A 13,585-nucleotide genomic window follows, 5' to 3' on the forward strand; every position below is an offset into this window, starting at 1 on the left:
CCCTCTGTTTATAGAGGGTTTTTTATTGCACGCATTTCAGAAAATACTTCAGCAAATACTTCAGGCGCATGTTCTGTAGGAAAGTACGCTAATCGACCAGTTGCAGCTGGGGCTGCTGCTGAGGTGTGACATTCTGAATACGCACATCCATCTGTGGATAGGGTAGGTCGATGTGGTTGGCGTCCAGCGCCTCTTTAATGTTTTCCAGCAGATCGTAATAGGTGTTCCAGTATTCGATATTGGGCACCCATACGCGCACGTAAAAATTCAACGCTGAAGCGCCCAGTTCGCCCAGACGAACGGTTACCCCACGTTGCTTATCGATGCGGCTGTCCTGCTCGATAATGTGATTAATAACTTGCTTAACCTCTGCAATCCGACTCTGATAACCCACACCAATCACCAGATCGATACGACGAAAAGGGTGACGGGAATAGTTAATGATGTTGTCAGCGATGATCTTACCGTTTGGAATCACCACTTCTTTGCTGTCCGCGGTTAGCAGGGTGGTGGAGAAGATGTGCACCTTTTCTACTGTTCCGGTGACTGCACCAATCTGCACTACTTCTCCGGCGCGAAAAGGCCGCAGGGAAACCAACAGCACGCCAGCGGCAAAGTTGGAAAGCGAGCTTTGTAACGCGAGGCCAATGGCTAGTCCGGCGGCACCGATGACGGCAATAATGGAGGATGTTTCAATACCGATGCGACCTAATGCGGCGACGACGGAAAAGGCGAGGGTAATGTAACGTACCAGCGCGGTGAAGAACTGAATGATCGTTCTGTCGACTTTACGTTTAAGCAGTAACTTTTCCAGCCCACGAGAGAGCAGACGAGCGATAAATTTACCGATAAACAATAAGATCACGGCGGCAACGATATTCCAGCCGAATTGAATGACAGCATCGCTGTGCCCGGCGATCCACTCAAGGCCGCTTCTTATTTTCGGGAATAATAAAAAACCACTCATGGTATTACCCTGTAGAATTTAAAAATGATAACAATTCAAATAACTATTTAATTTTCATGCGAAATATAAATGCTTGCGTCAGTGATATTTGCTGGTGATATTAATTAGCGTTTATTTGAGCACTGTTTGTCTTTTTATGTCCGCTAAACCGGAACGTAAAAATCAGCGCGAATGGTGCGGTGAAGTGGGATGAAAAGATTGTGCATTTGTGCGAAAAATACGGCCGATTATCTGATAATTAAGCGGGAGAGGGGGGATATGTGTAAAGTTTCGTCACTCAAATCCCTTACCGGATGGTTAAATGTCAGGCGATTAGCCATCCGGTAAGGAATCTTAATGCTGGGGGTATCACAGGCGCGAGCGATCAATGTTCGTCGGTTTGTGCAGGAGCTGTCTGTTGCGGCTGAGTGGTCTGCTGAGATTCTTTTTTGTCCTGGTGGTGATGCCACGCACCAATGGCGGAGTAGACGAAGCGTCCGAAGAAGAAGAGAAAGCTGATAAGCAGTACGATCCGGATCATGCGACTGTTAAATCGGTGTCGTTTGCGTAGGCTGGTAACCTGGCTCACAAAAGGTTCCTTGTAGTGTACCCAACTGAGGGCGATACTCACATTAAGGCACACTGAGAGGGAATGGTCAATTCTTCCTTATGTAAAATTGCTTCAGTTGTTTTATCTTCTTATGTTATGGAAATTAATATTATTATTTGCATGAATAATGTATTAACGATAAAAAATAATGAAAAGAGTAATAATTGATGAATGAGGGGCATGTTTTTTGATATGTATCAAGCATCACACTTTGCTGACAACTAAAATCGATGAATCATTGTGATGTATTTTACTTTATCGTTTTAAGGTCAGGTGGGATGCCTGTCTGAATACCCCCTACAGGATGTATGGGATTCTACTGAGCATCTATGAAACTCAATAAAAATTATATTGGTATTAGAGATAGATGGTGGGCATTACCTCTCATCTTACCTTCTTTGTTGTTGCCTATATTGAGCACTGCCACCACCTATGCCCATATTAGTACGGGGACCGTAATTCTTTTCTACCTGCCGTTAGCGCTGATGATTAGCCTGATGCTTTTTTTTGGCTGGGCGGCATTGCCAGGTATTATCATTTCCATTATCTGGTACAAATATCCGCAGGTCGGGTTATTTGAAACACTTTCAATAATTTCGCACTTTATAGTTACAATCGTGCTTAGCTGGGGAGGATATAAAGTATTTTCTCCCCGACGAAACAACGTTTCCCACGGCGACTCTCATCTGTTGTTTCAGCGTATGTTCTGGCAAGTCTTCTGCCCGGCAACGCTGTTTCTGATACTCTTCCAGTTTGCTGCATTTGTGGGTGTTTATGAAAGCAAATCCGGCATGGTGGGCGTTATGCCCTTCAATACAGGCACATTGATCAACTATCAGTCCATACTCGCGGGGAATCTTGTAGGTGTGCCGCTGTGTTATTTCATCATTCGAACAATTCGCAACCCCTTGCATCTGAGAGGCTATTTTTCTCAGTTAAAGCAGCAGTTTGATACCAAAGTGACTAAAACAGAGTTTGCGGTCTGGTTGATTATATTGACTGTGCTAATGGCAATGTTGTGTATGCCGCTCAATGAACAAAGCTCAATATTCAGCACGAATTATACACTGTCACTGTTACTGCCTGTCATGCTGTGGGGGGCAATGCGTTACGGTTATAAATTTATTTCGTTGATATGGGCGGTTGTACTTATTACCGCAATTCATTATTATCAGCGCTATATGCCCTGGTATTCGGGTTATGATACGCAGCTTGCCATTACCTCATCAAGTTATCTGGTTTTTTCCTTCATCGTGAATTTCATTGCTGTCCTGGCAACGCGTCAACGTTTTGTTACCCGGCGCAACCATCGCCTGGCCTTCTTTGACCCTATGGTGCATATTCCGAATTTGCGCGCTTTGAACCGGGATTTGAAAAACGCGCCATGGTCAGTGCTTTGCTTTTTGGGTGTTCCGGGCATGGAGCTGCTGGTGAAAAATTACGGCATTATGCTGCGTATCCAGTACAAGCAAAAACTGGCTCAGTGGATAACACCGTTGCTTGAACAGGATGAGCATGTCTATCAATTGTCAGGTAATGATTTAATCCTGCGTTTTAACACTGAGCTACACCAGGAACGCATTGAAGCACTGGACAGGCATATCAAGCAGTTTCGTTTTGTCTGGGACGGAATGCCTTTGCAACCGCAGGTTGGGATCAGCTTTTGCTATGTCCGTTCTCCTGTTAACCATATCTATTTGTTGCTGGGAGAGTTAAGTACCATTGCCGAATTATCGCTGGCAACCAATTCACCAGAGAATTTGCAGCGGCGTGGTGTGATGCACCTGCAACGCGACCTGAAAGATAAAGTTGCGATGATGAACCGTATTCAGCAGGCGCTGGAGAACAATCATTTTTTCCTGAAGGCGCAGCCGATTTTTGGTGTGCGTGGCGACGTTTATCACGAAATCCTCCTGCGGCTTGAGGGGGATGACGGTGAAACTATTGCCCCTGATAACTTCTTGCCGGTAGCCCATGAGTTTGGTTTGTCATCCCGTATCGATCTGTGGGTGATTGAAAATACGTTGAAATTTATGGCGCAGAATCGGGAAAAAATGCCCGCCCACCGGTTTGCTATCAACTTATCACCTACCTCAGTATGTCGCGCGCGACTTCCTAATGACATCAATCAGTTACTGAATAAGTACAAGGTTGAAGCATGGCAACTTATCTTTGAAGTGACGGAAAGCAATGCCTTGACCAATGCGGAACAGGCACAGGCAACGTTGCTGCAGCTGCAATCACTGGGCTGTCAGATTGCGATTGATGATTTTGGTACTGGGTATGCCAGCTATGCGCGGCTGAAAAATGTGAATGCCGATATCCTGAAAATTGACGGTAGCTTTATTCGCAATATTGTTTCGAACAGCCTCGACTACCAAATCGTGGCCTCTATTTGCCATCTGGCGCGGATGAAAAGAATGCTGGTGGTTGCGGAGTACGTCGAAAGCGAAGAAATACGCAGTGCGGTGATTTCACTGGGGATTGATTACATGCAGGGGTATCTGATTGGTGAGCCACTGCCGTTGAATGAAACTCTGGAAAAGCAGGTGCCAGATGAACTGACACCTGCTGAGATCTTATGCGGCGATATCGGGTGAGCTCTCTTCTTCAATTTTGAGTCGCCAGCCTGTTACGGCTTCCCAGTATTGCTGCTCTTTCTCCAGATCGAGCAGCACCAGCGCATTTTGGCTAAACCAGTCATGCGGGAAGCGTAAGGTCCAGTGGCTGTCGTCGGTAATCAGGGTCAAAGTCGGCGGTGTGGTGGTCGCCTGACGCTGATTATTCAACAGCACGCCCAGGCGCAGCAGCTGAATTAACGGCAGAAACTGTTTCTTCTTAAACAGCGTAAAGCGGGGCAAGTCGTCGAGCTTAATCGCTTTGCGATGATAACGAACTAATGTTGCCATCATCAGCTGTTGTTCCTGATTGAAACCAGGCAGATCGCTGTTTTGTAAGATATACGCAGAGTGGCGATGCAAACCGCTGTGGTTAATGTTCAGCCCAACCTCATGCAGCATTGCTGCCCAACGCAGTAACGCTTCCAGTTGGGGATTGGCCAGCTTTGGCTGCTGCGTATGCCACTGGTCGTACATTTGCATCGTCGTTTCTAGTACGCGCCGGGCCTGTTCGCTGTCAATGTTGTACTGGTTCGCCAGGCTGCTGGCGGTACGGCTGCGAACGTCCTGGTGGCGAAATCGGCCTTCCATCTCGTACAGCACGCCTTCACGTAACGCACCATCAGAAAGGCGAAGTTCGCGAATAGCTAACGCGTCAAAAACGCCGCACAGAATCGCGAGTCCGGGTACAAACACTGCTTTTCTTTCTTCTGACAACCCCGGCAAGCTGAGCGCATCAAATGACGCGTGCTTCAACACTTCAGATGTCAGCTTGTCCAGACGTTCGGGGGTGATAAAACCGTCTTTTTCACCCATCTCCAGCAGCACTTCATGGGCTGCTTTAATGGTGCCCGATGCGCCCAGCGCAACGTTCCAGCCCTGAATGCGAAACTGCCAGGTTAAGGTTTCGAGCTTTTGCGCAGCCGCCATGCGGGCACGCTGGAAATTTTCACGGTTAATTACACCGCGCGGGAAGTACATCTGGGCAAAGCTGACGCAGCCCATACGGCGGCTTTCGACCAGTTTAGGCTCGAAATCTTCTCCGATCACCAGTTCTGTTGAGCCGCCGCCGATATCGATAACCAGCTTGCGACCTTTTTCCGGCTGCGTATGTTCAACGCCCATAAAGATCAATCGGGCTTCTTCGTTGCCGGAAATAATCTCAATTGGGTAGGGGATGACTTTTTCCGCTCGCTTGAGAAAATCAGTCGCATTCAGTGCCTGACGCAAAGTATGGGTTCCCACGATACATACGCTTGATGGAGGAAACCCCTGCAAACGTTCGGCGAACAGTGATAAACAGCTTAGCCCGCGCTCCATGGCCTCTTCGCTCAGCTTGTTATCTTCGCCGAGGCCATCCGCCAGATGTACGCGTTGTTTCAGTCGCCCAATAATTTGCATTGCGCCATCAACCACGCGGGCAATGACCATATGGAAACTGTTTGAACCAAGGTCGACCGCAGCAAATTCCTGCGGTCGTGGAGTCTTGTCGTGTATTGGCATATCTTTAGTCAGGTTGCTCGAGTGATTTGATGTAATCGTAAATCGCCAATTGTGACTGAACCTTACGGCGGTTTCCGCGCGGTACGTAGCGATTACTCAGTTCTTTATCAATAAAGCGGGCTTTCACCGTGTCGCTGAACAGGATATCGATAATATCCAGCACGCGTTGCTTAAGGCGCGGGTCAAGAAGCGGTGTGGCAACTTCGATACGATAGTCGATGTTTCTTGTCATCCAGTCAGCGGAGGAGAGATACACCTGCTTGTCACCTCCGTTCTCGAAGATATAGACCCGGTCATGTTCAAGATAGCGATCAACGATGCTGATAACGCGAATATTGTCGCTGATACCTTCCAGATTCGGAATCAAAGAACACATACCACGAATCAACAAATTGACCGGCACACCAGAGCTTGAGGCCGCATAGAGGCGGTCAACCAGACCTTTATCGACCAGGTTATTCAGTTTTAGCGTAATGCCGGAAGGCAGTCCTTGCTGCGCGTTGGCGATTTCTTTGTCGATCATCGCGTACAGCAGACGGCGTGAGTTCTGCGGGGAAACCAGCAGATAATCGAACGTCACCGGGCGATACGGGTTCTCGATGAAGTTAAACACCCGACGCACTTCGTTGGTAATGCGCGAATCGGCGGTCAGCAACGAGTAGTCGGTATACAGGCGTGCCGTTTTTTCGTTGAAGTTCCCCGTCCCGATATGCGCATAGCGCACGACTTCATCACCTTCTTTACGCGAGATAAGGAACAGTTTGGCGTGAATTTTCAGGCCTGGCGCGGAGAAGATGACGTGAACGCCTGCTTCGGTAAGACGCTTGGCCCAATGGATGTTGGCTTCTTCATCGAAGCGGGCCTGCAATTCCACCACCACGGTGACTTTCTTACCGTTGTGCGCGGCATGGATCATTGAATCTATGATGCGTGAATCTTTTGCCACACGGTAGATGTTGATCTTTATAGCCAGCACGCTCGGGTCGAAAGAGGCCTGGCGCAGCAGTTCAAGAACGTGCTCAAAGGTGTGATAGGGGTAATACAGCAGCACGTCGCGTTCGCGAACGGCGTCAAAGCCGTTACGAAACTTCTCGTTGTCGAACCAGATATGGCGCAGACGCGGCAGCGGTTTGTTCACCAGGTTAGCTTTGCCAACGTTAGGGAAGTTAATAAAGTCTTTGAAGTTATGGTAACGCCCGCCGGGAACAATCGAGTCGTAGCGAGAAATCGTCAGTTTTTCACGCAGTACTTCGACCAGTGCATTGGGCATGTCACGCTGATAGACAAAACGTACAGGTTCTGCGGTCAGACGCTGTTTCAGGCTGGATGACATCAGCTCCATCAGGCTCGATTCCATCTCGTGCACCAAATCGTATTCGGCGTCACGGGTCATTTTCATCGAATAGGCGTTCAGTGCGTCGTAGTCAAAGAACCCTTTGAAAATGTCGTCAAGGCAGTAACGTAAGATGTTGTCCAGCAGGATCATCGGTTTGCGACGGCGCGGGGTTTCCGGCGGCAGATTCACAAAACGGGGAACCTTGTCGGAAGGGATTTCCAGCAGCGCGTAGCGGATCGTATCACCACGGATAATTTCTACCGCCAGATAGGTGTAGTCATCTTTCAAAAACTGGACTAAATCCGTCTCGCGGTTAATCAGGATCGGCGTGATGTGCTGGCGAAGATATTGCTTGAAGTAATGACGCAACCAGCTTTGCTGATTAACAGACAACTGGCGTTCATTGATTAAGAAAATCTGATTGCGCGCCATTTCCAACAGCAACTCGTTGTACAGGCCGTCAAATTCCTGATCGGCTTTTAATACGCGGGCCTGGATTTTGCCTAACAAATGGCGGGAGTGAGAGTTTGAACCCTGTTCTTCGCTAATAATGATTCGGCGCTTCAGTTCGGCAAAACGAACCTTATAAAACTCGTCGAGGTTATTGGAATAGATGCCTAAGAAACGCATCCGTTCGATCAACGGGTTTGACTTATCAGCAGCTTCCTGGAGTACACGTTCGTTGAACGCTAACCAGCTGAGTTCTTTCTCGATGTATAGCTTTTCCTGACCCATTACCACTTTTACTCCGTTTCATTCACGGGACACTACCGATTTATTATGGCGAGCATTGCTCTCAGATGTCCAACTGTGCCAGAAAAATATGACAATAAACCGTCTGATAGCAAAGAGAAAGGGGGAGCGTAGATGAATACCGGTGGTATTAACCGGAAAAGGTAGTTATGCCTGTAAGCCGGATGGTGACATTCGGCTTACAGGTTGGTTTTTTTATTATTCGTCGGCGGCGTAGCCTTGTGGAGGCAAACGAACGCCATCCAGCCATGCAGCGTTATCACGCATCTTCAGGCGACCGTCGATAAACCAGCTTACCACCAGCGGGTAAATGGTATGTTCCTGAGCTTGAACCCGTGCCGTGACGTCATCTTCGCTGTCGCCTTCAAATACTGGGACTTTGGCCTGGAGAATGACCGGTCCGCCGTCCAACTCATCCGTCACGAAATGGACTGAGGTACCATGTTCTTCATCGCCGTTTTCCAGTACCTGGCGGTGCGTATGCAGGCCGGGATACTTCGGCAATAAAGACGGGTGGATATTCAGCAATCGTTCAGCATAGTGAGCGACAAACGCCGGGCTGAGGATACGCATATAACCGGCCAGCACCACGACATCGGGTGCATAGGCGTCAATCTCTTGTATCAGTTGGCGGTCGAATGCTTCGCGACTGGCAAACTGGGCGGCTTCCAGCGAGTGTGCCGGAATATTCGCTTCGCGTGCGCGCTCAAGGCCGAACGCATCGGCCTTGTTACTGAATACTGCACGTATGGTGCCATTGATTTTTTTCTGTTCGCAGGCGTCGATTATCGCCTGCAAATTGCTTCCGTTGCCGGAAATGAGCACCACAATGTTTTTCATTCAATGACCACACGCTGTTCGGAATCAGAAGCTTTGATGATACCGATTTTCCATGCGTTTTCACCTTTCTCATTGAGCAAAGCAAGGGCTTTGTCCACTTCCGGAGCTGGCAGGGCGATAACCATACCTACACCGCAGTTAAAGGTGCGATACATCTCATGCTGGCTGACGTTACCCGCCGTTTGCAGCCAGTTGAAGACGGCTGGCCACTGCCATGAAGATTCGTCGATCACTGCCTGCGTGTTGTCTGGCAGAACGCGTGGAATATTTTCCCAGAAGCCGCCGCCGGTCAGGTGGGCAATGGCGTGCACATCAACCTTCTCGATCAGTTCCAGAATGGATTTCACGTAAATGCGGGTAGGGGCCAGTAAGTGATCGGCCAGCGGCTTGCCTTCAAGCTCGGTGGTTTCTGGGTCACAACCGCTGACTTCTACAATTTTACGCACCAGAGAGTAGCCGTTGGAGTGCGGGCCGCTGGAGCCGAGCGCAATCAGTACGTCACCGTCAGCCACTTTTGAACCGTCGATAATCTCTGATTTTTCGACGACGCCAACGCAGAAACCTGCCACGTCGTAATCTTCGCCGTGGTACATCCCCGGCATTTCAGCAGTTTCCCCACCGACCAGCGCACAGCCAGACTGCAGGCAGCCTTCGGCAATCCCGTTAATGACGCTGGCTGCGGTGTCCACATCCAGTTTGCCGGTTGCATAGTAGTCGAGGAAGAACAGCGGCTCAGCGCCCTGAACCACGAGGTCGTTGACGCACATTGCGACGAGGTCAATGCCGATAGTGTCGTGGCGTTTCAGATCCATCGCCAGACGCAGTTTTGTACCAACGCCATCAGTGCCGGAAACCAGTACCGGTTCACGATATTTTTGCGGCAATGCGCACAGCGCACCGAAGCCACCCAGACCACCCATAACTTCCGGACGACGAGTTTTCTTTACTACGCCTTTGATTCGATCAACCAGAGCATTACCTGCATCAATATCAACACCGGCATCTTTGTAGCTAAGAGAGGTTTTATCGGTCACTGCCTGCTTCCCCACATGTTTACTTGCAGTAAAAGTTAAATTCGGCGCAATTCTAACAGGGAAAGCAAACGTTTGCGAGCCTGCTCTGCATCAAGTTTTATCTGCTGGTTTTTTCAGCATTTTACAATCATTTATCTATTTGTTTGAGCTGCGCCACGAAAATGAAACCGGGTACAGTCTTGTGCTTGAATCCTGTTAGCCGAATGCACAGTATCGTACTGAAACCGGTTTCTGTTTTCTGTTGCGGACCTCATCAACAGCGTTTTGCGCAGAGTCATCACGATAGGGGAAGGGTATGTCAGGATTTAAAGCAGATTTCATGTGGGGTGGTGCTGTCGCTGCTCATCAACTGGAAGGTGGCTGGCAGGAGGGCGGAAAAGGCGTCAGCGTTGCCGATGTCATGACCGCGGGAGCGCATGGTGTGGCGCGTGAAATTACCGACGGTGTGATTTCCGGTAAAAATTACCCTAACCATGAGGCCATCGATTTTTATCATCGCTATAAAGACGACATAAAGCTGTTTGCCGAAATGGGGTTTAAATGTTTTCGCACCTCTATTGCCTGGACACGTATTTTCCCCTTAGGCGATGAAGAACAACCCAATGAAGCTGGCCTACAGTTCTATGATGACCTGTTTGACGAATGCCTGAAATACGGCATTGAGCCGGTGATTACGCTGTCGCATTTTGAGATGCCTTACCATCTGGTGACGGAGTACGGCGGCTGGCGCAACCGCAAGCTTATCGATTTCTTTGTCCGTTTTGCCAGGGTGGTATTCACTCGTTACCAGCACAAAGTGAAGTACTGGATGACGTTTAATGAGATTAACAACCAGGCAAATTATCACGAAGATTTCGCGCCCTTTACTAACTCAGGTCTGAAATACCACCCTGGCGAAGACCGCGAGCCGGTCATGTACCAGGCGGCGCACTATGAGCTGGTGGCAAGCGCGCTGGCGGTAAAGGTCGCGCGTGAGATTAACCCGGAATTACAAATAGGGTGCATGATTGCCATGTGTCCAATCTATCCGCTGACCTGCGCGCCAGACGATATGATGATGGCGATGAATGCCATGCACCGGCGTTACTGGTTTACTGACGTCCATGTGCGCGGCAAATACCCGCGGCATCTTCTCAACTACTTTGCCCGTCGTGGCTTTGAACTGGATATCACCGAGGAAGACCGTCAGGCGCTGGCCAAGGGCTGCGTTGATTACATCGGCTTTAGCTATTATATGTCTTTCGCAACCCAGGCAACGGCGGACAACCCACAGCTGGATTACGACGAGTCGAAAAGCCTGGTTTCCAACCCGTACGTGCAGAAATCGGACTGGGGCTGGCAGATTGATCCGGTTGGCCTACGTTATTCACTGAACTGGTTCTGGGATCATTATCAACTGCCACTATTTATTGTGGAGAATGGATTTGGCGCCATTGATGTGCGCGAGGACGATGGTACAGTTAACGACCAGTACCGTATCGACTACCTTGCCGCCCACATACGTGAGATGAAAAAAGCGGTGGTGGAAGATGGCGTGGATCTGATGGGATATACCCCGTGGGGCTGCATTGATTTAGTCTCTGCCGGGACAGGGGAGATGAAAAAACGCTACGGGTTTATCTATGTCGATAAAAATAATGACGGTAGCGGGACATTAACGCGCTCACCTAAAAAATCTTTTTCGTGGTATCAAAAAGTCATCCAGACCAATGCTGAATATCTTTAAAATTCATAGCATTGACAGCAAGCCCCGCCATCAGTGCGGGGCTTGTTTTATACTCATCATTCAGACGCAAATGACTTTGGTTGATCCATATCAAGCGTATGCAGTGTTGCGCCAGAGAGGAAAAGCGGTATAATCCGGCGATTTTTTTTGTGGTTGCCATTCGTCTGAGGAAAGGAGAAGAGTATGAAGATCGTGGAAGTCAAACACCCACTCGTCAAACACAAGCTGGGACTGATGCGTGAAAACGACATCAGCACTAAACGCTTTCGTGAACTCGCCTCGGAAGTTGGCAGTCTGCTGACTTATGAAGCAACCGCTGGTCTGGAAACCGAAAAGGTGACCATTGAAGGCTGGAACGGTCCAGTTGAAGTTGACCAAATCAAAGGCAAAAAAATCACCGTTGTGCCTATCCTGCGTGCGGGTCTGGGCATGATGGAAGGCGTTCTGGAAAACGTTCCGAGCGCGCGTATCAGCGTTGTTGGTATGTACCGTAACGAAGAGACGCTGGAGCCGGTTCCGTATTTCCAGAAGCTGGTTTCTAACATCGATGAGCGTATGGCGCTGATCGTTGACCCAATGCTGGCAACCGGCGGCTCTGTTATCGCCACTATCGATCTGCTGAAAAATGCAGGCTGCACCAGCATTAAAGTGCTGGTCCTGGTTGCGGCACCGGAAGGTATCGCGGCACTGGAAAAAGCGCACCCGGATGTGGAGCTGTACACCGCCTCCATCGATCAGGGACTGAACGAGCACGGATACATTATTCCGGGGCTCGGCGATGCCGGCGATAAGATTTTTGGTACTAAGTAAACGAATAAGTGAAAAGAAGCCGACTTTAAGAGTCGGCTTTTTTTTGAATAAAACAACCCAATGGCTAATAACAAACAACACTCAGAGGAAAACACTATGACGCGCCGTGCTATCGGGGTGAGTGAAAGACCGCCGCTTTTACAGACAATCCCGCTTAGTTTGCAGCACCTATTCGCCATGTTTGGCGCAACGGTACTGGTGCCAGTCCTGTTCCACATCAACCCGGCTACCGTTCTGCTGTTTAACGGCATTGGTACGTTGCTGTATCTCTTTATTTGTAAGGGTAAAATTCCCGCATATCTGGGTTCCAGCTTTGCATTTATTTCCCCGGTACTGCTGCTGCTGCCGTTAGGGTATGAAGTGGCGCTGGGCGGTTTCATTATGTGTGGCGTCCTGTTCTGCCTGGTTTCTTTCATTGTTAAGAAGGCAGGAACCGGCTGGCTGGATGTCATGTTCCCGCCTGCGGCGATGGGCGCAATCGTTGCCGTCATCGGTCTGGAGCTGGCTGGCGTTGCTGCGGGTATGGCGGGGTTACTGCCTGCTGAGGGGCAATTACCGGATTCAAAAACCATCATCATTTCTATGGTGACGCTGGCGGTAACGGTCTTTGGTTCCGTATTGTTCCGCGGGTTTATGGCGATTATCCCGATTCTGATCGGGGTGCTGGCCGGTTATGCGCTCTCCTTCGTGATGGGCGTTGTGGACACTACGCCGATTGCGCAGGCCCACTGGTTCGCGCTGCCGACGTTCTACACGCCGCGTTTTGAATGGGTTGCCATTCTGACCATCCTGCCAGCGGCGCTGGTGGTCATCGCTGAACACGTCGGGCACCTGGTGGTAACGGCGAATATCGTGAAAAAAGATTTGATTCGCGATCCTGGCCTGCATCGTTCTATGTTTGCCAACGGTCTGTCTACGGTAATCTCTGGTTTCTTCGGCTCTACGCCGAACACCACGTACGGCGAAAATATCGGCGTAATGGCGATCACCCGCGTTTACAGTACCTGGGTTATCGGCGGTGCGGCAATTTTCGCCATTCTTCTCTCTTGCGTGGGTAAACTGGCGGCGGCGATCCAAATCATTCCACTGCCGGTTATGGGTGGCGTATCGCTGCTGCTGTACGGCGTGATTGGCGCTTCTGGTATTCGCGTACTGATCGAGTCGAAGGTTGACTATAACAAGGCGCAGAACCTGATCCTGACCTCGGTTATTTTGATCATCGGCGTAAGTGGCGCGAAAGTTCACATCGGTGCCGCAGAGCTGAAAGGCATGGCGCTGGCGACCATTGTTGGTGTCTGTCTGAGCCTGATTTTCAAAGTTATCAGCCTGCTGCGTCCGGAAGAAGTCGTGCTTGACGCGAAAGATGCAGACAGTCCGCAACAGTAAATCTCTGACCGGGCGGCAGCGCT

The 13,585-nt window shown here is 49.7% G+C and carries 10 protein-coding genes; 4 read left to right on the forward strand and 6 right to left on the reverse strand.

Annotated elements, in window-relative coordinates; translation table 11 throughout:
* Positions 1 to 88 precede the first annotated feature (88 nt).
* On the reverse strand, positions 89 to 967 hold the full coding sequence (mscS, locus tag SK38_RS00455) for a small-conductance mechanosensitive channel MscS (protein WP_048234740.1): 879 nt from the start codon (positions 965 to 967) through the stop codon (positions 89 to 91).
* 364 nt (positions 968 to 1,331) lie between these two features.
* Positions 1,332 to 1,535: a YfgG family protein gene (locus SK38_RS23435; RefSeq protein WP_008785446.1), complete on the reverse strand. Its 204-nt coding sequence runs from the start codon at positions 1,533 to 1,535 to the stop codon at positions 1,332 to 1,334.
* A gap of 350 nt (positions 1,536 to 1,885) precedes the next feature.
* Here SK38_RS23435 and SK38_RS00465 point away from each other — a divergent pair, with 350 nt between their 5' ends.
* Positions 1,886 to 4,156 carry a bifunctional diguanylate cyclase/phosphodiesterase gene (locus tag SK38_RS00465; protein ID WP_048234742.1) on the forward strand — a complete coding sequence of 757 codons (2,271 nt, stop codon included), beginning with the start codon at positions 1,886 to 1,888 and terminating at the stop codon, positions 4,154 to 4,156.
* On the opposite strand, the gene ppx is transcribed toward SK38_RS00465, so the two are convergent.
* The 4 genes from ppx to purM form a co-directional block, all read right to left on the reverse strand.
* Positions 4,136 to 5,677, reverse strand: coding sequence for an exopolyphosphatase (ppx, locus tag SK38_RS00470; RefSeq protein WP_032944195.1), 1,542 nt, complete (start codon positions 5,675 to 5,677; stop codon positions 4,136 to 4,138). The two genes, SK38_RS00465 and ppx, sit on opposite strands and share 21 nt — an antisense overlap.
* A 4-nt stretch (positions 5,678 to 5,681) precedes the next feature.
* Positions 5,682 to 7,748, reverse strand: coding sequence for a polyphosphate kinase 1 (ppk1, locus tag SK38_RS00475; protein WP_032944192.1), 2,067 nt, complete (start codon positions 7,746 to 7,748; stop codon positions 5,682 to 5,684).
* 216 nt (positions 7,749 to 7,964) lie between these two features.
* Positions 7,965 to 8,606, reverse strand: a complete 642-nt coding sequence (gene purN, locus SK38_RS00480; protein WP_008785442.1) for a phosphoribosylglycinamide formyltransferase — start codon at positions 8,604 to 8,606, stop codon at positions 7,965 to 7,967.
* Positions 8,603 to 9,640, reverse strand: coding sequence for a phosphoribosylformylglycinamidine cyclo-ligase (purM, locus tag SK38_RS00485; protein ID WP_020996702.1), 1,038 nt, complete (start codon positions 9,638 to 9,640; stop codon positions 8,603 to 8,605). Before purM ends, purN begins: the two co-directional genes overlap by 4 nt.
* Positions 9,641 to 9,935: 295 nt before the next feature.
* Here purM and SK38_RS00490 point away from each other — a divergent pair, with 295 nt between their 5' ends.
* The 3 genes from SK38_RS00490 (at position 9,936) to uraA (ending at position 13,562) form a co-directional block, all read left to right on the forward strand.
* Complete coding sequence (locus SK38_RS00490) at positions 9,936 to 11,366, forward strand: 6-phospho-beta-glucosidase (protein WP_048234744.1); 1,431 nt, start codon at positions 9,936 to 9,938, stop codon at positions 11,364 to 11,366.
* Positions 11,367 to 11,549: 183 nt separating this feature from the next.
* Positions 11,550 to 12,176 carry a uracil phosphoribosyltransferase gene (gene upp / locus SK38_RS00495; protein WP_003835110.1) on the forward strand — a complete coding sequence of 209 codons (627 nt, stop codon included), beginning with the start codon at positions 11,550 to 11,552 and terminating at the stop codon, positions 12,174 to 12,176.
* A gap of 96 nt (positions 12,177 to 12,272) precedes the next feature.
* The gene (gene uraA, locus SK38_RS00500) at positions 12,273 to 13,562 is read left to right on the forward strand and encodes a uracil permease (protein ID WP_003835107.1); all 1,290 of its coding nucleotides are present in this window, start codon (positions 12,273 to 12,275) and stop codon (positions 13,560 to 13,562) included.
* Positions 13,563 to 13,585 lie beyond the last annotated feature (23 nt).

It is taken from the genome of Citrobacter sp. MGH110 (assembly GCF_001037515.1).
Classification (GTDB): domain Bacteria; phylum Pseudomonadota; class Gammaproteobacteria; order Enterobacterales; family Enterobacteriaceae; genus Citrobacter; species Citrobacter portucalensis.

What these genes read in the sequence shown, in the direction of transcription:
- mscS (WP_048234740.1), bottom strand. Translation starts at nt 967, where the DNA reads ATGAGTGGTTTTTTATTATTCCCGAAAATAAGAAGCGGCCTTGAGTGG.
- SK38_RS00465 (WP_048234742.1), top strand. Translation starts at nt 1,886, where the DNA reads ATGAAACTCAATAAAAATTATATTGGTATTAGAGATAGATGGTGGGCA.
- ppx (WP_032944195.1), bottom strand. Translation starts at nt 5,677, where the DNA reads ATGCCAATACACGACAAGACTCCACGACCGCAGGAATTTGCTGCGGTC.
- ppk1 (WP_032944192.1), bottom strand. Translation starts at nt 7,748, where the DNA reads ATGGGTCAGGAAAAGCTATACATCGAGAAAGAACTCAGCTGGTTAGCG.
- purN (WP_008785442.1), bottom strand. Translation starts at nt 8,606, where the DNA reads ATGAAAAACATTGTGGTGCTCATTTCCGGCAACGGAAGCAATTTGCAG.
- SK38_RS00490 (WP_048234744.1), top strand. Translation starts at nt 9,936, where the DNA reads ATGTCAGGATTTAAAGCAGATTTCATGTGGGGTGGTGCTGTCGCTGCT.
- upp (WP_003835110.1), top strand. Translation starts at nt 11,550, where the DNA reads ATGAAGATCGTGGAAGTCAAACACCCACTCGTCAAACACAAGCTGGGA.
- uraA (WP_003835107.1), top strand. Translation starts at nt 12,273, where the DNA reads ATGACGCGCCGTGCTATCGGGGTGAGTGAAAGACCGCCGCTTTTACAG.